At 55.8% G+C, this 18,013-nt stretch carries 18 protein-coding genes and 1 pseudogene; 10 read left to right on the top strand and 9 right to left on the bottom strand.

The genetic code is table 11. The annotated features are described in order from the left end of the window. A partial coding sequence (locus tag P8O11_RS00970) for an XdhC family protein (protein ID WP_300290705.1) occupies window positions 1-859 on the top strand: 859 nt, incomplete at its 5' end. A 102-nt stretch (window positions 860-961) separates the two neighbouring features. Here the strand turns inward: P8O11_RS00970 and P8O11_RS00965 are convergent. The 6 genes from P8O11_RS00965 to P8O11_RS00940 form a co-directional block, all read right to left on the bottom strand. Further along, a complete protein-coding gene (locus P8O11_RS00965; RefSeq protein WP_300290702.1) occupies window positions 962-2,443 on the bottom strand; it encodes a YdiU family protein in 1,482 nt (493 codons plus the stop codon). A 75-nt stretch (window positions 2,444-2,518) separates the two neighbouring features. Beyond that, entirely contained in the window at window positions 2,519-3,985 is a 1,467-nt protein-coding gene (locus tag P8O11_RS00960) for an aldehyde dehydrogenase (protein WP_300290700.1), read from the bottom strand. Between the two features lie 9 nt (window positions 3,986-3,994). Further along, complete coding sequence (locus P8O11_RS00955; protein ID WP_300290698.1) at window positions 3,995-5,032, bottom strand: LLM class flavin-dependent oxidoreductase; 1,038 nt, start codon at window positions 5,030-5,032, stop codon at window positions 3,995-3,997. A 5-nt stretch (window positions 5,033-5,037) separates the two neighbouring features. Beyond that, window positions 5,038-5,955: a flavin reductase gene (locus P8O11_RS00950; protein WP_300290696.1), complete on the bottom strand. Its 918-nt coding sequence runs from the start codon at window positions 5,953-5,955 to the stop codon at window positions 5,038-5,040. Beyond that, window positions 5,952-6,764 carry an alpha/beta hydrolase gene (locus P8O11_RS00945; RefSeq protein ID WP_300290694.1) on the bottom strand — a complete coding sequence of 271 codons (813 nt, stop codon included), beginning with the start codon at window positions 6,762-6,764 and terminating at the stop codon, window positions 5,952-5,954. Before P8O11_RS00945 ends, P8O11_RS00950 begins: the two co-directional genes overlap by 4 nt. After that, on the bottom strand, window positions 6,736-7,338 hold the full coding sequence (locus P8O11_RS00940; protein ID WP_273498898.1) for an amino acid synthesis family protein: 603 nt from the start codon (window positions 7,336-7,338) through the stop codon (window positions 6,736-6,738). Before P8O11_RS00940 ends, P8O11_RS00945 begins: the two co-directional genes overlap by 29 nt. Before the next feature lie 89 nt (window positions 7,339-7,427). Here P8O11_RS00940 and P8O11_RS00935 point away from each other — a divergent pair, with 89 nt between their 5' ends. From P8O11_RS00935 to P8O11_RS00900, 8 genes are all read left to right on the top strand, one after another. Continuing rightward, the gene (locus P8O11_RS00935; RefSeq protein WP_089892945.1) at window positions 7,428-8,120 is read left to right on the top strand and encodes a GntR family transcriptional regulator; all 693 of its coding nucleotides are present in this window, start codon (window positions 7,428-7,430) and stop codon (window positions 8,118-8,120) included. Then, a complete protein-coding gene (locus P8O11_RS00930; RefSeq protein ID WP_300290688.1) occupies window positions 8,113-8,409 on the top strand; it encodes a DUF1330 domain-containing protein in 297 nt (98 codons plus the stop codon). The genes P8O11_RS00935 and P8O11_RS00930 overlap by 8 nt, the downstream gene beginning before the upstream one ends. After that, complete coding sequence (locus tag P8O11_RS00925; protein WP_300290687.1) at window positions 8,406-8,801, top strand: carboxymuconolactone decarboxylase family protein; 396 nt, start codon at window positions 8,406-8,408, stop codon at window positions 8,799-8,801. The genes P8O11_RS00930 and P8O11_RS00925 overlap by 4 nt, the downstream gene beginning before the upstream one ends. 76 nt (window positions 8,802-8,877) lie before the next feature. Continuing rightward, window positions 8,878-10,533, top strand: coding sequence for a phosphoethanolamine transferase (locus P8O11_RS00920; RefSeq protein WP_300290685.1), 1,656 nt, complete (start codon window positions 8,878-8,880; stop codon window positions 10,531-10,533). 75 nt (window positions 10,534-10,608) lie between these two features. Further along, complete coding sequence (locus P8O11_RS00915) at window positions 10,609-11,301, top strand: phosphatidylserine decarboxylase (protein WP_300290683.1); 693 nt, start codon at window positions 10,609-10,611, stop codon at window positions 11,299-11,301. Further along, window positions 11,298-12,041: a phosphatidylcholine/phosphatidylserine synthase gene (locus P8O11_RS00910; protein WP_300290680.1), complete on the top strand. Its 744-nt coding sequence runs from the start codon at window positions 11,298-11,300 to the stop codon at window positions 12,039-12,041. Before P8O11_RS00915 ends, P8O11_RS00910 begins: the two co-directional genes overlap by 4 nt. 3 nt (window positions 12,042-12,044) lie before the next feature. Then, on the top strand, window positions 12,045-12,701 hold the full coding sequence (locus tag P8O11_RS00905; protein ID WP_300290678.1) for a response regulator transcription factor: 657 nt from the start codon (window positions 12,045-12,047) through the stop codon (window positions 12,699-12,701). Next, window positions 12,698-14,041: a HAMP domain-containing sensor histidine kinase gene (locus P8O11_RS00900; RefSeq protein ID WP_300290676.1), complete on the top strand. Its 1,344-nt coding sequence runs from the start codon at window positions 12,698-12,700 to the stop codon at window positions 14,039-14,041. Before P8O11_RS00905 ends, P8O11_RS00900 begins: the two co-directional genes overlap by 4 nt. Here P8O11_RS00900 and P8O11_RS00895 read toward each other — a convergent pair. The 3 genes from P8O11_RS00895 to P8O11_RS00885 form a co-directional block, all read right to left on the bottom strand. Then, window positions 14,038-14,634 (bottom strand): phosphatase PAP2 family protein, encoded by a 597-nt coding sequence (locus P8O11_RS00895; protein WP_300290674.1) that lies wholly within the window; start codon window positions 14,632-14,634, stop codon window positions 14,038-14,040. The genes P8O11_RS00900 and P8O11_RS00895 overlap by 4 nt on opposite strands. Window positions 14,635-14,689: 55 nt before the next feature. Next, on the bottom strand, window positions 14,690-16,285 hold the full coding sequence (locus tag P8O11_RS00890) for a sulfatase-like hydrolase/transferase (RefSeq protein ID WP_300290672.1): 1,596 nt from the start codon (window positions 16,283-16,285) through the stop codon (window positions 14,690-14,692). A gap of 85 nt (window positions 16,286-16,370) precedes the next feature. Continuing rightward, window positions 16,371-16,832 (bottom strand): hypothetical protein, encoded by a 462-nt coding sequence (locus tag P8O11_RS00885; RefSeq protein WP_300290670.1) that lies wholly within the window; start codon window positions 16,830-16,832, stop codon window positions 16,371-16,373. Window position 16,833: 1 nt separating this feature from the next. Here P8O11_RS00885 and P8O11_RS00880 point away from each other — a divergent pair. After that, a pseudogene (locus P8O11_RS00880) lies at window positions 16,834-17,079 on the top strand (cupin domain-containing protein); the annotation flags it as partial. Window positions 17,080-18,013 lie beyond the last annotated feature (934 nt).

Genomic DNA, 18,013 nt, shown 5'->3' with positions numbered 1-18,013 from the left:
TGGGGCGGGTGTGCTCTGTGTAATCACCCATGTTGACGGCCCGTCTTATCGTCCGCTCGGCGCAATGATGGCCGTTCTTGAAGACGGACGGCGCATCGGCACGCTCTCCTCTGGCTGTGTCGAAGCCGATATTGCGCTTCATGCTGCCAAGGCGCTGGACATGAGTACACCTTATACCGTGCGCTACGGGAAGGGCTCGCCTTTTGCAGACATCGTGCTTCCCTGTGGTGGCGGGCTTGAGATTATGCTTTTGCCACACCCTGATGTCGCCGTGCTGAACACGCTTCTGAGCCATCATGTGGCGCGACAGGCCTGTGTCTTGGAAGTGGACCAGCGCAGCGGAACTTTATGTGCTGTGACCCAAGGGGCGACAGGCTGGACGGGGGATGTATTCAGCATCGCAATTGACCCTGAAATTCGCTTTTTCATTTTTGGGAAAGGGCCAGAGACAGCGACATTTGCGGGGCTGGTACAGGCGGCAGGCTATCCAAACCTTGTTCTGTCTCCTGACGCCGAAACACTTGACGCCGTGGCTGCGGCAGGCTGCACCACCCGACATTTGACCCATGCGCATTGTCCCGCAGGCCTCGGCATTGACGGGCGCAGCGCCGTTGTTTTGTTTTTCCATGATCACGAATGGGAGCCCCCTATTTTGGCAGAGGCTTTGACAACAGACGCGTTTTATGTGGGCGCCCAAGGTAGCATGCGAGCGGCCGAGATGCGGCGAATGGAGCTCGTGCGACTCGGGGTTTCTGACGGCGCCATAGCAGAGTTGCGCGGGCCTATCGGGCTTGTGCCTTCGGTGCGGGATGCGCGCAAACTTGCGGTGAGTGTCTTGGCAGAGGTTTTAAGCGTCTAGGGATTGCGCTTTGGCTTCGCCAAAGCGCCCCGCTGGGGGACTTTGTCCCCCAGACCCCCTAGGATATTTCCAGAAAGAAAAAGAGCTGGGTCCGTTTCTAGCCTAGGTTCCACAGAAGGTTTTATAGGGACCAAAGTTATCAGGAGCAGCTAGGCTGTAGCTCTCGGCATTTGGTTGCTCTGTGAAAGGCGTTTGCAGGACTTTGAGGAGCGTCTCAAACGGAGCCATATCGCCCGCTTCTGCCGCTTGGAGCGCCCCTTCGACTTTATGATTGCGCGGGGTGTAGAGCGGATTGGTTGCGTTCATCTCAGCGGCGCGGGCCTGAGGCGTTTGGGCCTCTTCGCCGATCCGTACGGAATAGGCGGCGAGCCAGCCATCAAGTTCTTTGCTCGGATCATCATACAGAGCGCGCAGGGGAGATGTGTTGCCTAGAACAACCTCCGCGAGGGCGCGGAAGGCTTGCGTATAGTCGACATTCTGGCCCTGCATTGTCATCAGAAAACCGTTTGCGAGCGCGAGATCGCCTTCTTTTTCCTGCGAGAGGCCAAGCTTTTGGCGCACACCCGCTAGCCATGCAGCTTGATAAAGCGTGGGGAAATTATTGATCACCGCCGTCGCCTCTGCGATGGCCTTGTCATCATCTGCGTTGATCAGGCCAAGGAGGCATTCGGCAAGGCGGGCGAGGTTCCATGCGGCCATGTTGGGCTGATTCCCGTAAGCGTAGCGGCCTTGTTGGTCAATGGAAGAGAAGCTCGCCTTCGGGCTGTAGCTGTCGAGGAAGGCACAGGGGCCATAGTCAATCGTTTCGCCAGAAATGGTCATGTTGTCGGTGTTCATCACGCCGTGCACAAAGCCGATATTGACCCATTGCGCGACAAGGCTCGCCTGCCGCTCGGCAACGCGCCTCAGGAAGCTGAGGTAGCGGCCTTCGCGCCCCACAAGATCGGGATCATGGCGCGCTATGGCGTAATCCGCGAGCTTTTGCAGCATCTCAGTGTCGCCGCGTGCCGCAAAAAACTGAAAGCTGCCGACCCTCAGGTGAGAGCTTGCAACGCGCGCCAACACCGCACCGTCCTTGGCGCCTGTTTCACGATGGATTTTCTCCCCCGTTGTGACTGCGGCCAAGGCGCGGGTTGTGGGGACGCCTAGGGCATGCATGGCCTCACCGATGAGGTATTCGCGCAGGACGGGACCGAGCGCGGCCTTGCCATCGCCACCACGGGAAAAGGGCGTGCGGCCCGACCCCTTGAGGTGAAGATCACGACGGTTTCCAAAACGGTCGATCAGCTCGCCCAGTAGCAGCGCACGGCCATCTCCGAGCTGGGGCGAGAAGCCGCCAAACTGGTGGCCTGCATAGGCCATGGCCAAGGGAGCCGCGCCTGTGGGCGCACGCATGCCTGTGAACACAAGCGCGCCCGCTTCACCTGCGAGCGCATCTGCATCAAGGCCAAGCTCTTCGGCCAGCGCCACATTGAGCTTAAGCATTTGCGGCGCGGGAACTTTATCGCCCTGCCACTGAGCATAGGCGCCAGACAGCTCGCGGTGATAGCTATTGTCAAAGGCAAAATCGGGGAGTTTGGTCATGATGCGCGCGTCCTCATTGGGCCTTGCCAATGTAGGCCAAAGCGAGCGGGGATCAACCTTTGGCGCAGCGAGAGTTCAGCGCATCACGAAAGGGTCGGGAATCGGCTCGTCCGATGTCCGAAGCCAGACCGCTTTTGTCCGCGTATAATCCAGCGCCGCTGCAAGTCCGCCCTCGCGTCCATGCCCGCTGAGGCCGTGGCCACCAAAAGGCGCGATGGGGCTAACGGCGCGGTAAGTGTTGACCCAGACAATACCTGCCCGAATGCCACGGATCATCCGATGGGCGCGCGTGAGGCTGTTTGTAAAGACGCCAGAGGCAAGGCCAAACGCTGTATCATTGGCGATATCGAGCGCTTCGGCCTCGGACTCAAAGCTGACGGCAGACAGAACGGGACCGAAGAACTCTTCGGTCAGGCAAGGCGCATCTGGCGCGGCGGAACAATCAAGAATGGTGGGCAGGAAGTAGTGCCCTGCCCCTTCCAAGCGCGTGCCGCCTGTTATGAGCGTCGCGCCTGCCGCGAGAGAACGGGCGATAATATCTTCAGCGCGCGCAACTTGGGCAGCTGTACAAAGAGGGCCAACTTCTGTGGCCATATCATCGGGTGCGCCGATGATGACAGCCTCGGCCTTGGCCTTTAGCTTCGTAAGGAACGCCTCTTTGACGCTTGCGGCCACAACAAGCCGCGAGCCCGCGACGCAGCTCTGTCCAGACGCGGCGAAAATACCAGAAACTTGCGCGTTGGCTGCGCTCTCCAGATCAGCATCCTCAAAGACAATAAAGGGCGACTTGCCACCCAGCTCGAGCGAAGTGGAGGCGAGATTTTCAGCCGAGCCGCGCACGATATGGCGGGCTGTATCGGGGCCGCCTGTGAAAGCAATATGCGCCACTTTCGGATGGCTGGTCAGGACCGCCCCGCAGCGCGGACCAAAGCCTGTGAGCACATTGACCACGCCTGCTGGAAAGCCCGCTTCCTGCACCAACCGCGCAAAAGCAAGCAAGGGCGCAGGGCCTTCCTCAGACGCTTTGAGAACCACTGTGCACCCTGCCGCCAAAGCGGGGCCAAGCTTGACTGCCGCAAGGAAGAGCTGCGAATTCCAAGGAACTATAGCCGCAACCACGCCAACAGGCTCCCGCCTCAGCCAGACTTCCATGTCGGGCTTATCGATCGGCAGATGCGCGCCTTCGATCTTGTCGGCAAGGCCAGCGTAATAGCGGTAATATTCGGCGACATAGGCAATCTGGGCCGAGGTTTCGCGGATGATCTTGCCCGTATCGCGCGTCTCCAGGCGGGCCAGCTCGCTAGCGTTTTCGGCCACAAGATCGGCCAGACGATAGAGCAGCTTACCGCGCGCTGTGGCCGTCATGTTAGCCCATTCAGGAGCAAGAAACGCCGCGTGCGCCGCCTCAACCGCTGCGTTTACATCGGCCTCACGGGCCTCAGGCATAAGCGCCCAAGCTGTGCCTGTGGCAGGATCGAGGCTCTCAAACTTGGCGCTCGCTTTGGAGAAGTCGCCACCGATATATTGCTCAAACTCTTGCATTTTATCTCCCTAGGCGAAGGCAGGCATGACATCGTTTATGAAGCGCTCAAGGCTGGCGCGTTTGCGCTCAAAGCTCATTCCTGAGTCAATCCAGAGCGAATATTCGTCATAGCCCATGTCCTGATATGTTTTGATCCGTGCGATAGCATCATCAGCTGTGGCGATCACATTGTCACGCAGCATAGCCTCTGGTGTATAAAACGGGTGTGATGCGATTTCTGCGTCCGAGAGCGGCGCAATCAGCCCTTGGCTGACGGGGCGCTCGTTTTTAAACCATGCGCCGAAGTAGCAATAGAAGCGGTTGATTTCTTCTGCAGCTTGGCGCGCGTCTTCGGCGCTTTCGGCGATGTAAGTATGGTTCAACAGCATAATCTCGGGGCGCGGAATGTCAGGAAATTTGGCGCAAGCGGCATTGAACGTTTCCATCAGTTTGGTCACTTCTTCATCGCCCTGCCAGAGCGGTGTCACTTGCACATGACAGCCTTGCGAGACGGCGAACTCGTGACTGTTCGGGTCACGCGCCGCGATCCAAACGGGCGGGCCGCCCTCCTGAACAGGCTTGGGCGAAGACGTTGTCGACGGGAAGCTGTGAAACTCGCCCTCCTGGGCATAATCTCCGTCCCAGAGTGCTTTGATTGCAGGAACAAGAGCGCGCATGCGCTGGCCTGCTTCCCAAGCGTCCATCCCGGGCATGATGCGTTCGTATTCGTAATTATACGCGCCGCGCGCGATACCAAGATCAATGCGGCCCTCCGTGATCAGATCCGCCATCGCGGCTTCGCCTGCAAGGGCGATTGGATGCCAGAAAGGGGCGATGATTGTCCCTGTGCCGAGGCGAACATTTTTTGTCTGGCGCGCAACATCGATCAGGCTCAGGAACGGGTTGGGCGCGATTGTGAAATCCATCCCATGATGCTCGCCAGTCCAGACCGCATGCATGCCGCCCTCATCAGCCATCTTCGCCAGCGTCAGAAAATCTTGATAAAGCTGGCGCTGGTCCTGATCGGGACTGACGCGCTCCATATGCACAAAGAGAGAAAACCGCATGAGGCTTACCTTTCGTAAGAAACGGGGCGGATTTTGCCGCTGGTTTGATTGCCAAAATAGACGCCGTAGTTGCCAAGCTTGTTCTCGGCGGCAAAGCGCGTGAGCATGGTGCGCATGACACCGTCGGTGACAGAGGCGAGCGCCTCTTCGGTCAGGGGGACAAAGCGCCCCAGAGTAGGCGCGCCCTCTTCGGTCTGACAGAGAAACGCGATGTGTTGGCGTTTTGCGGCATCGTCTTCAAAGACCGAATACACAAATCCCGGCTCCGCCGTGAGACCTGTGGTGGCGAGGAGCTTTTGCAGCGTCTCAGACGCACCGTGTTCTTTTACAGTGCTTTCGGGGAGCGCCAATCCGCCCTCGCCATTTTCGACCAGAAGCACCTGCCCGTCTCGCTCGATAAGTGCTGACACAGTGAGGCCGATGTGTGGCTCAAGCGCTTCGGCGGCTGTGGAGGGCGTTACATAAGCACCGCGCGCATAGCCGAGGCCAGCTGTTGCTGAACTATCAAACGCCTCCACACGACCAATCAGGACCGCATGGTCACCCGCCTCGACGATCTGGTGCATGGAGCAGTCAAACCACGCCGAGACGCCCTCAAACACCGGTGCGCCATGCGGACCATTTTGCCAAGTTACGCTTGCGAAGCGGTCATCAACAGGACGGGCGAATGTGTTGGACACATCAACCTGCGTTTCGGCCAGAATGTTGACTGCGAAACCTGTGGCCTTGGTCATATTTTCGTAGTTGCTTGAGCTATTGGCGATGCAGACCAGCACAAGAGGCGGATCAAGCGAAACAGAGGTAAAGGAATTGGCCGTAAAGCCAATAGGTGCGCCTGTTGCATCATGGCTGGTGACAACCGTGACGCCCGTGGTGAAGGCGCCAAAAGCGGAGCGCAAAGCGCGCAGATCAAAGCCGCTCATGAGGCGACCTCGCGGGGGAAAGGCTGAAAGAGCCAGTTCGCCAAAGCATGATTGACCAGATTAGGCGCTGTGAGATGGGCCATATGGCGGTGTCCTTCGATTATTTTTGTCGTCCCGTTTTGGGCCGCCTCGGCAATGGCACGGGCCATGGCAGGGGTCGAGTTGCCATCGCCGCTGCCAGTCAGGGCGAGCAGCGGCGCTTGGATGTCGCCGATGCGATTGGCATAGGTTTCATCACCTATTGCAAAGGCGGTATAGGCAGTGGCGTAGCCCTCTGGCGAAACAGCGCGAAGCCAGCCTGCCGTTGCCTCACGTGCTGCGCGCTCGCTTGCCGCTCTCGTAAACCAGCGGTCCAGCGGGGCGGCACTATCGAGTTCGCCACGGCTAATCTCGGCAGCGCGCGCCTCAACGGCGGCGCGGGCCTCTGGGCCCCGGCGAAAGACAGGATTGAGCAGTGCGACACGGCTCACAAGATCGGGATATTCAACCGCTACTCCCCCTGTAATCAGCGCGCCCATCGAATGCCCCGCAAGATTGACCGGGCCAAGTGCAAGGGCCTCCAAAGCTTCTGCGGCCCACACGACAAAGTCTTCAAGAGCGCTGCCCTTTGGCAATGGGTCACTCCCGCCATGACCAGGCATATCAAGTGCGACGACATGATTGTGCTCGCTCAGTGTTTCGACTTGCGGGCCCCATGCGGCAGACTGAAGCCCAACCCCATGAATGAGCACCAAAGGCGCACCACGCCCGACGGAGTGAAACGCAACCTGAGCGCCCGACCTAGACAGCCGCAGGGTTGTCAGCGTCATGGCCGAGCTCCTTAAGGTCTTGATAACGGTCACCAATGCGGTGATGAGGCCTTCCCCCGATCGATGCGCCAAGCGCGATGACAATTTCATCGGCCGCGGGGGCATCTGCAATTGATGTCTGGATCGTGAGATAGTGCGAACGACGGCCGCCATCATTTTTATCCATCAGCGGAATCATAAGCGGCGCATTGGCTGGGCCGCGGGTGTTACAAAATGACAGGTAGGATTTTGCGCCGACGGCCTCTCGGAAGATATTGCCAAAGTGCAACGTGTGGATCAGTGCGGAGGCATGCTCGACCTCACCATCAAGACCGACGATCGCAGATTTTCCATAGCCCTCAACACGCTCGCCGCTGCCAGCCGCATCAAGAATCATATCAGTCAAAATCTGGCCGAGCCCTGGCGCGCAGTCACGAATGGCAGGGGAAAGATCCTCGACAAAACCCTGCCCCGCCCAAGGATTTTTAATAACAGCCATTGCAGCGATGAGCTTGAGCGGCGTCGCAGCCACTTTGCCGCCTTCTATAAGCGTGTTTTCAATATGCAAAAGCGTTTTTCTGATCTCTGCAGGCACAGGCATGTTCCTTTTGCTGTGGTGAGTCTTTCTGCAATATGGTATACCATCATACAAATTGTCAATTCCACTGTGAGGCTAAATAGGCCATGGGTCAGGACCGCGTGAAACTCGAACGGATTGAAGCTGTGCCTCAAACCCTGCGCGACATTGTGCAGGCTAAGATGCGTGACGCAATCATGGCGGGGCATTTTGCGCCTGGTGAGCGGCTGGTTGAGCGGCCCCTTTGCGAGCAGCTCGGCGTCAGCCGTACGGTCGTCCGCGAGACGATCCGCTACCTTGAGGCTGAGGGGCTTGTCGAAACGATCCCACACAAAGGGCCGATCGTCGCGTCGCTCAACTGGAGCCAAGCCAAGCAGATTTATGATATTCGCCGTCAGCTTGAGAGCGCGGCAGCGGAGGCCGCAGCAAAGGCAACTTCGCCTGCGTTTGACGCTGCCCTGCGCGCGGCTTTGGCAGAGCTTGGCATTGCTATGAAAGGCCAGGAGTGGAGCGCGATCTTTGTCGCAACAACCGCGTTTTATGAACTTATTTTTGCGCAAGCGGGGCATAGCATCGCTTGGGAAGTGGTACAGCGGCTCAACGGGCGGATCAGCCGTTTGCGCGCGCTCACGCTCTCAGCCAAAGACCGCTCCACCTCGGGCTTGGCTCATATGACAGCAATCGCTGACGCTGTCCTGAGCGAGGATGCACGCGGCGCACGCGAAGCCGTAAAAGCCCATATCAAGGAAGCGGCCAAGATCGCGCAGGCCGTTCTGGCAAAGGAGACGCATAATGACTGAAGCGTACTGGATCGCGCATGTGACCGTCACGGACCATGAGGCTTATAAGGGCTACCAGGCCGTCGCTCCTGAAGCGTTTGCCAAATATGGCGCCGTGTTTCTCGCCCGTGGCGGAAAAGCAGAGGCACTTGAGGGTGCTCCCTTTGAGCGCCATGTCGTCATTCGATTTGACAACTACGCGGCGGCACTAGAGTGCTATAACTCGCCAGAATACAGCGCCGCGCGAGCAAAGCGTAAAGGCGCATGTGAGGCGCAAATCGTGATTGTAGAAGGACTTGAGACAGCATGAGCAGTTTTGATGAAGACTTGTTTTTGAAAGGTCTGGAGCAACGCAAGGCCACATTGGGCGCAGACTATGTGGAGAAAAATCTCGCGGCATCCGACGACTTCACCCGTCCGTTCCAGGAAGCGATGACGGCTTGGTGCTGGGGCTTTGGCTGGGGCGATGATGTCATTGATGCAAAGACGCGCTCGATGATGAACCTTTCCATGATCGGCGCTTTGGGCAAGATGCACGAGTGGGAACTTCACTGTAAAGGCGCACTCAACAACGGTGTGAGCCGCGAAGAGATCCGCGCCATTATACATGTGATCGCGATTTATTGTGGCGTCCCACAGGGGCTTGAATGCTTCCGCGCTGCACGCAAGGTTTTTGAAGAGGCGGAACAAAGCGCATCGTAAGATTTGCGTAAGCTTCGTAAGGTTCGCGTAAGCTTCACTTGATTGAGGGCAGGAAACCAAACGGATTCCTGCCGCCATGACTGACCAACCTTCTACTCCTCAAAGCTTGCGCCGCCTGCGTGCGCAACTTGTCTTGCGCCCCTTAACGCTGCTGGGGAGCGTCGTCTTATTTGTACTTCTCGTGGACAATAACACCTTCTGGCGCATCGGTTCTGATGTCTTTTCGGGTCACCCCTTCGCTTTTGCGGGCATGGTGGCTGCGCTCTACTGTCTGACAGTTGCGGTGTTTTCGCCTTTTGCGCTGCCAGTCTTCGTCAAGCCGTTCAGCATCTTCATTCTGATTTTGAGCAGCGTGACAGGCTACTATATGGACACGCTCGGCGCGTTCATCGACCGTGAGATGATCCAGAATGTAATGGTCACCACAGTGACCGAGTCAAAGCACCTCATCACCATGGGCTTTTTGCTTCATGTCGCACTCTACGGGCTTTTGCCGTCAGCCATTATTTTTGCCATTCGGCTCAAACCACAGCCCAAGCTCATCGCCTTGGGCACACCGTTTCTGGCAGGCGCAATCTGCCTTTTGCTGACGCTTGGGCTGCTTGCAACCAACTTCAAAACATATGCTTCGGTGCTGCGTGTGCGGAAAGACTTTCTGGCGAGCTATCAACCTGGCGCGCCGATTGTGAGCACCTTTCGCTATGCGGCCATGATGAGCAAGACGCTCAACGTGGTTGCCGCCCCCCTGGGAGAAGACGCCATCAAAGGCGGCAGCTATGCCAGCGCGGCCAAGCCAGTGCTCACCCTGCTTGTCGTGGGCGAAACGGCGCGCGCACAGAACTTTGGACTCAACGGCTACAAGCGCGACACGACCCCCGAGCTGGCAAAACTGCCAATCGTGAACTTTGAGGAGGTCAGCAGCTGTGGCACATCTACGGCCGTTTCCTTGCCCTGCATGTTCTCAAAATTGCCGCGTAAGGACTACTCGTTTGAAAAAGGCAAAGCCCAGCAAAACCTTCTGGATGTGCTCGCTTATGCAGGTCTACACGTGGAATGGTGGGACAACAACACAGGCCATAAGGGCCTAGCAGACCGTATTGAGGCCCGTAATTTTGCGAGCAACGAAGGCGAACACTGCCGTGAAGGCGAATGCGACGATGGCGCTTTTCTACCAGCGTTGCGCGCCTATGCTGACAATATCACAGAAGACACTGTCCTGGTATTGCACCAGATCGGCAGCCACGGGCCATCGTATTTTATGCGCTATCCGCCCGAGGCCGAAAAATTTGCACCCGCCTGCCAGACGCCAGAACTCAAAAGTTGTTCGCCCGAAGAGGTCTTGAATGCCTATGACAATACCATTGCCTATACGGACAAGACGCTGGCAGAAACGATCAACTTTTTGCAAGCTCAGGAAAGCCTTAGCACGGCAATGCTCTATATTTCGGATCATGGCGAATCCCTTGGGGAAGGTGGGCTTTATCTGCACGGAGCACCCTATTTTCTAGCGCCCAAAGAACAAACTCATGTCCCGATGATCTTGTGGATGTCTGACAGTTTTGCTGCGCAGTTTGGCCATAATACAGGCTGTCTCGACGAGAGCCGCACGTCTCCCCTGAGCCATGACAACCTGTTTCACTCGGCCCTAGGGATGCTTGATATCGAGACGCAAGTCTATGACGAAGCCCTCGATCTCTTTGCGCCATGTGCTGCAAACAAGGAGCAAAGTTGATTTGAGAGCTTTGCGCAGCCGCTCAAAGCGGCTAAGTGCTGCGCAACCCTCTTTTAACGACCAGAAAGAACGCTCATGAATATGCTCAAAATCGTCGCCGTGCCCATGCACAAGGAAGGCCGCAAGTTCGTGGCCATTTTCGCCGCCATAACTGTGGCGCTGAGCTTTCTCTGGGAGCCGCTCTTCTGGCTTGGATGTGGCGCTACCGTCTGGTGCTATTACTTCTTCCGCGATCCGGTACGGATGATCCCACAGAATGACGCGCTCGTACTATCGCCAGCTGATGGGGTTGTCTCACTGATCGAAGAGGTCGTGCCACCTGCAGAACTTGGGCTTGGCCAAGAGCCAGTCACGCGGGTTTCGGTCTTTATGAATGTTTTCAACTGCCATGTGAACCGCGCGCCTATCGCGGGCAAAGTGACACAGATTACGTATCATCACGGCAAGTTTCTCAATGCCTCACTGGACAAGGCAAGCGAATTTAACGAGCGCAACTGCCTGACCATTGAAACCCCGGCAGGCGCCAAAATTGGTGTGATCCAGATTGCTGGCCTCGTGGCGCGGCGGATCGTCTGTTTTGTCAAAGAGGGTGACGAGCGCGCCGCAGGTGAGCGCTTTGGCCTTATTCGTTTTGGCAGCCGTCTTGATGTGTTTCTTCCCGTCGGCGTTCAGCCGCTTGTGCCGCTCGGCACAACAGCCGTGGCTGGCGAAACCATTCTGGCCGATCTCTCAAACCCGCAACCCGATGTGAAAGCTGTCAGCCGATGAGCTCCGAACGTACCATCAAACTGCGCCATGTTGTGCCCAGTATCGTCACAGTCTTCGCGCTCTGCGCGGGGCTGACATCGGTACGTATGAGCCTTGAGGGGCATCTGGAAACGGCGTTGGCGTTTATCCTGATCGCCGTGTTCCTTGACGCAGCGGACGGCAAACTCGCACGCTTCCTTGATACCGCAAGCCCCTTCGGCGCCGAGCTTGACACGCTTGCCGACTTCTTCAACTTCGGGATCGCACCAGGCTTTTTGCTCTACAACACGCTTTATATCGGTACGCCTGCGGCCAATCTCGGCTGGCTGGCTGCCCTTGTGCTTGCGGTTTGCTGTGCACTGCGGCTCGCGCGGTTTAACCTGTCGATGAAGGACACAACCGTGGCGCTCGCCAAGGACAACTTCTTTGTTGGCGTGCCAGCTCCTGCGCTGGCCTGCCTCGCGCTTATGCCAATCTTTATTCACCTCTCGGGATGGAAGCACTTGGACTATCCGCTGGTGCGCACACTTTACATCATTGGGGTCGGTTTTCTCGCGGTGAGCACGATACCGACCTATTCCGTCAAACATGCCTCCATCAAACGCAAGCACCTTGCTATTTCGATTGTGGGCGCTGTTGTGATGGTCGTCTGTCTGATGTCGTATCCTTGGCCGACGCTTATGGCGATCAACCTGCTTTATCTCATCACGTTGCCCTTCTCTTACCGCGCTCAAAAGCGCCAAATGGCCAACGAAAGCTAAATCATGCGCATCCTCCTGATCGAAGATGAGAAAGACCTCGCCGCGCCGGTGATCGAACATCTCAAGGCCGATCAGAATGTTGTTGACTGGTTTGAAACTCTGTCCGACGGCGACGCAGCTGCGTTTGGTGTCCCGTATGATGTGATTTTGCTGGATCTTCAGCTCCCAGATGGTGACGGGTTAGACCTGCTCAAGACCCTGCGAACACGTAATCTGCGCACACCAATCATTATCCTAACGGCACGTGACAAAGTCTCTGACCGCATAAAAGGCCTAAACCAAGGGGCCGATGACTATGTGATCAAACCCTATGATCTGAGTGAACTGACCGCACGGATCAACACGGTCTGCCGCCGCAGCAGCGAGCGAGCAGCCGAAATCGTTTCTTTGGCAGATATTGAAGTCAATATGGCTGAACATAGCGTCGCGCGTGCAGGAGCGCCCGTGAAGCTCACCGCCAAAGAATGGGGCGTTTTTGAATGCCTACTTCTAAGGCGCACCAAGATTGTCCCAAAATACACGCTTGAACAGGCGCTTTATGCGTTTGGTGATGAAGTGGAAAGCAACGCGATCGAAGCCCATATCAGCCGCTTACGCGGCAAGCTTGGAAAAGAACTGATAGTCACACACCGTGGCTTAGGATATCGACTTGAAGTATGAACAGCCGCCCACCCAGTCTTCTTAGAGCGCTTCTTCGCTCCCTGCTCTGGCCAAGCCTTATCGCAATTGCTGCCGGACTAGTCCTGTCTTTTTGGACTGTGCGGCTGGAATATGACGAGATGCTCGATATCGGGCTCAACAACAAAGCCCACTTGCTACTTGAGAATCTCACAATGCAAGACAAAGGCATCCTCGGGTTACCTGAAGTGTCAGACCTTTTGGCCTTTGAGGCCCGCATTCTCGATCCTGAGGAGCGCACCCTCTTTTGGTATATCGATAGCGAAGGCCACATCTTACAGCGCTCGGGCCTTGCCACACCCGACATGATGCCACGCGAACAGCCCGAGGGCTTCTTTACCGAGCATGACTATAGATTTCGGGTCTTGAGCGCAGAAGATACGCCTAAGCGGCGCATCGTTGTTGGTGAACCGCTCGTGGAACGCAACGAAGCGATGCGGGATATTTTGGCAGGTATCATGCTCAGTTTTGCCGCATTGGTACTCACCATGGCCTACGCTGCCTCACGCGCGTTACAGGGTGCTGCGCGCAAGATTGACGGTCTGAGCGAAGACATCGCCGCCAAGAGTGAGCATAATCTGAGCCCGATTGATCGCGCTTTCTCTTTTGCAGAGTTTGAACCCGCAATTGATACCCTCGATGAGCTGATGGCGCGGCTCGATGCAGCGATAAATGCAGAGCGCGATTTTGCAACGGTGGCGGCACATGAATTGCGCACGCCCGTTGCAATCTGTCTTGCGCAGGCACAACGGCTCAAGGCCACAGCCGCAACGGAAGCCGACGCTGCAAAGGCCGCCGCAGTGGAGCAGGGCCTTAAACGGCTGGCGCGGCTGATCGAGCGGCTGCTACAGCTGTCGTGCGCACAGTCAGGCCTTGGAACAGACGCCGAAGCCGATGATCTCAACACGGTGTTGCGCTTGCTTCTCAGCGAACTGAGCGAGCGCAAACCAAAAGCGCTAAGCCTAAGCATCCTGCCGCCTGAAGGCGTCTATATGAGCCATATCAACACCGATGCTTTCGGAATTATCATCAACAATCTTTTTGACAATGCGCTGAAGTACAGCGACGGACCACAAGGCATAGTGATCGATGCCAGCCAAGCGGGCGTGATCACGGTTTCCAACGATTGCGACGCATTGACGGAGACAGAAATTCAAGACATCAAACAACGCTTTGGGCGCAAATCCAATCTTGCAGATGGGTATGGCCTTGGGCTTTCCATCGTTCAGGCACTTTGCGAACAAACCGGCTGTGACTTGGAGATCTTCTCGCCAATTATGGGCCAAACACGCGGCTTTGTTGCGCGGATCACACTGCCCTAACTGCGCTTTCGCTTGCGCTTCGCCGTGAAGAGCAAGGCAACCAACGCACCAATCATTCCGCCCGCAAAAACCGCCGACACCGTATGCGCTTCGAGCATCACGCGGGCATACATCGTGAGCCCTGTTACCGGCAGGCAGAACAACAAAAACCACAAACTGAAGCGGCGGGCCATAAAGAAGCCCCCAGCGCTGGCGAGAGTAGAGTGCCCAGACGGCATATTGTGCCGCGACTGAGGGCCGCTCGGGCGCTGACCCAGCCTTGTGCCCATAACAGTGACATCGTTGAGCAGCCGCTTTGGCCCGTGCGAGGCAGCTATGCCTGCAACGACAACGCCTGCCAACTGGCCCGCGCCCCTCCAATCGCGCAGCACCACAATGGTCGCGATGGGCAGAATAGTATTGACGTGGCGCAGATACTTTTCTGTGCCCTGAACAACGGTTGAATAATGTTCAGAACGACAAATCGAATAGTCTCTTGTTAGGTCCGAAGGATAAAACATTGCCGCGCCAATCAAGAGGCCAGTTAGCCCGTAGGCAAGGCCATGGCGGCGCAAATTGCGCCAAGGCAAAGCAAGGTTTGAGATCGTATCCATGCCACGGCGTTTGGCAAGCAAACCTTATGACAACCTTACAAACCTTTGGTTTGCGTCAGGGCGTCAGATGAAAGATGTCAAACTCGGGCTTGTAGATATCGCTTGTCATCCCGAACGCGCCCATCACGCTGTGAAACGGGAAATCATGGGGAAAGCTTTGAGGCGGCAGGACGCTCGCTGCCGTCAGACCACGACTGCTGGCAAAACTGTCTGACATCCAGACAAGAAACGGCACATCACGTTGCTCTTTGGGGGCGACACTGTTGGGCAAACCGTGAAGATAATAGCCCCCCTCGCCAAGCGACTGACCATGATCCGAAACATAGATCAGCACCGTTTCTGCATCGAGGCTTTCCAGCTGCTTAATCAGATCGGCTAGCAAGTAATCGGTATAAAGGATCGAATTGTCATATGCGTTGACCAGCTCTTCATGTGTGCACTTGGCCACCTGAACCGTTTTGCACTCTGGCGTAAAGCGCGCGAAATCTTGGGGATATTTACTGAAATATGCAGGTCCGTGACTTCCTGTTTGATGCAGGGTCACAAAAATGCGCTGCGCTTTTGACTGTTCAATCCGCTCCGCCAGCCTCCAATTGAGGGCAGCATCACCCTTGGGACAGTCTTCTTCTGTGCACTCCAAGCTGATCTCTCCTGCGCGCTCTTGCACAGTGGTTTTCACTGGCGGCGGACCAGAGTTATTGCTTCGGTAAATCGTTTCGATCCCTTGTCGCGTCAAATAGCTTGGCAGCGGCTCGGCCAGCGTGTGCGAGGAGGCCTTGCTGCCTTCGTGGGTGAGGATACAGGCGGTCGAGCCAATCGTATTTGTGGCGCAGGACTGCCCCAAAGGCAGAGCAAAGAGCGAGGTCTCTTTTGTGAAAGTGTTGGTCTCTCGACCATAGCCATAGAGCCCAAAGTTCTCTGCGCGCGCCGCTTCCCCTATCACCAGAACCACGACTTGCTTCTTGTCTGGCCGTTCCACAGCGAATGTAGCAGGCGGCGAGAGTATAGGCTCGCGCTCGTCCAGATAGCGCTTATTATAGTAGCGCGCGGTGTTGATCACATAGGACCAAGGCAAGACTTTACTGCCCATGCGCGAGGCATGCTGATCAAACCAAAGCCAGGTTGTTGACGTCGCAAAAAGCCACGCGATGAGCAGCCCAAAGCTCGCCACTCCCGCAAACAACCGCAAAGACCGCTTTGGCGCACTGAGAACAACGCGCCAGACAAAAAGTGCGGGCAGAGCGCCAAAACCAGCCAGATAAGGCAAGATCGACCAGTGCCAGAGACCAGAGGCTTCGCCCGTATCTGTATTGAGCACATTGGCAATCATCGAGCGGTCAATTTCGATACTATAGGAAAGCATAAAATAGAGCGCGGCGGCGTTCACGACGAACAAAAGCACCACCAAGAGCTTCATCACCCTGAGCGACAAGGCTGACACCAAAAACAGCACGCCCATAAAGAGACAGAGCTGAACAATTTGAACAGAAGCAAGCTGCAGCCACCCCGTGGCATCAGGGAAACTGGACACCGAAAACACAAAGGCCAAGAGCGGCTTTTGAAACAGGGCAAGATTGGCACACGCAATCAAAAGCACAAATCCTGAGAGGTGCATACTGGGCGTCCAAAGAGTTTGCTTCACATGTGTCATACTGACTGTCTACCGAGCTTCCCAGCTTAGCGAAAGCACTAGATAGGGGCCCAAAGATGAGATCAATCCCTCAAGGGGGCCGATATCAGAAAGACGGCCACACACGAGGAAACTGAGCCAAGAACCGCCAAAATCGCGACGGATCATCAAGAAACAGGCAAGCACACTGAATGGGACCGTGCGCTCGGTTACTTGAGGAGGGCTTCAAGGGAATATTGAGAACAACGAGTCCCGATGTCTCCAAGACAGTTTCCCCCAAAATCTGGCCTTCACTGTGGATTTGCAGAAGCACAGGGTGATCTTTGGTCGCCATGCCGCTGACGATAATTTTAGCCGTCAGATCAGGTGCCGCATGCGGCGGAAGGCGGAACGACAAAAATGCATCCTGCGGCCCCGCCCAACAATGATCTCGTGAGGGAACCTTCCAGCCACTCCCACGCAGCATTTTGGTCCCTTCATGCCCAACACCGATCTCAATCCCCTTGTTCAGCACAACCTCAACCCCACTCTCAGGGATCGTTTGCGCACCGTGCGTTTCCCAAGACACGTTGAGCCTGCAAAGCCACAATCATCGTTCAGAACACTGGATCGTTGTGGCCGGAACAGCAAAAGTGACTGTGAATGAGGAAGTCAAACTCGTCACTGAAAACGAGTCGATCTACGTCCCGCTCGGAGCAAAGCACCGGATGGAAAACCCAGGCAAAGTACCAATGGTCCTAATCGAAGTTCAAACAGGCGCCTACTTGGGCGAAGATGACATCATCCGCTACGAAGACGTCTACGCACGCAACTAGACATACTTTGCAGTTCCATCTCAAAAATGGCTGCTGCAAATAGTGGGCTTAAAGATCTCAGCAGATCATATGACGATAGTTAACTTCAAGACATGGCCTTCTGACACCCTGATCAAGTGCAAAATAGAGACTCCCATATAGTGCAAAGTCACGTCCTTAAAACGCGCGTGGGAATGCTAAAGCTAGAGGGCAGCCGATGCCGCCTTTAGCGAGCCTGTCTCGCCTGCGGATATTGCCGCTACAGAAATAGAAGCAGGACACACAGAGCTGAGAATATAAAAATATAGAACGGCAGTCCGTTGAGAACGGTCACTTTCTTTTTGCAACGGCTGCAGGTTTCTTCTCCGAAGCGAACTCTGTGCTTACAATTGCCACATCTAAAAACTCGCGCTGTCATGTAATCAATCTCAACTTTAGAACGGCCCAATTTTAAATCCGGCCCAATTTAAATATAAATTTTAGACCTAAATGACGGAGCCACACAAGTTAATAAAAAATTAACGTTAATGAGCGGCCTCGCTTCGAGCAAACCACAGAGATAAAATCTCAAATCAAATGATATCCACGGACATGTCGGGCGCCCAAGCAATCGCTGGGCCGTATATCAAATACAGTTGATCAGGTGATGGTGCTTGAGCAGCGGCCTTCTGCTGACAGCCCCACAACTCACCACACCTGTTAGATTCGGACGCCCAAACCTCTTATCCGATGTTTATAACTTTCCGCTAGAAACAACAAAGGCGCCCGAAGGCGCCTAAGTCGTTACTTTATCGAAATAAAGTGGTGAGCCGTGATGGGTTCGAACCATCGACCTACTGATTAGAAGTCAGCTGCTCTCATATTTATCTACTAAAGATTTCTAGGTGTCATTCAATTTAATAGGGCCCTTAAGCGCTTTCTCCACACGCTCAGCCTCGTTAACCTACACTCAGTT

Origin of the sequence: Lentibacter sp., assembly GCF_029254145.1 — a bacterium.
Classification (GTDB): Bacteria; Pseudomonadota; Alphaproteobacteria; order Rhodobacterales; family Rhodobacteraceae; genus Lentibacter.
This window is presented reverse-complemented; position numbering and strand designations above follow the sequence as displayed.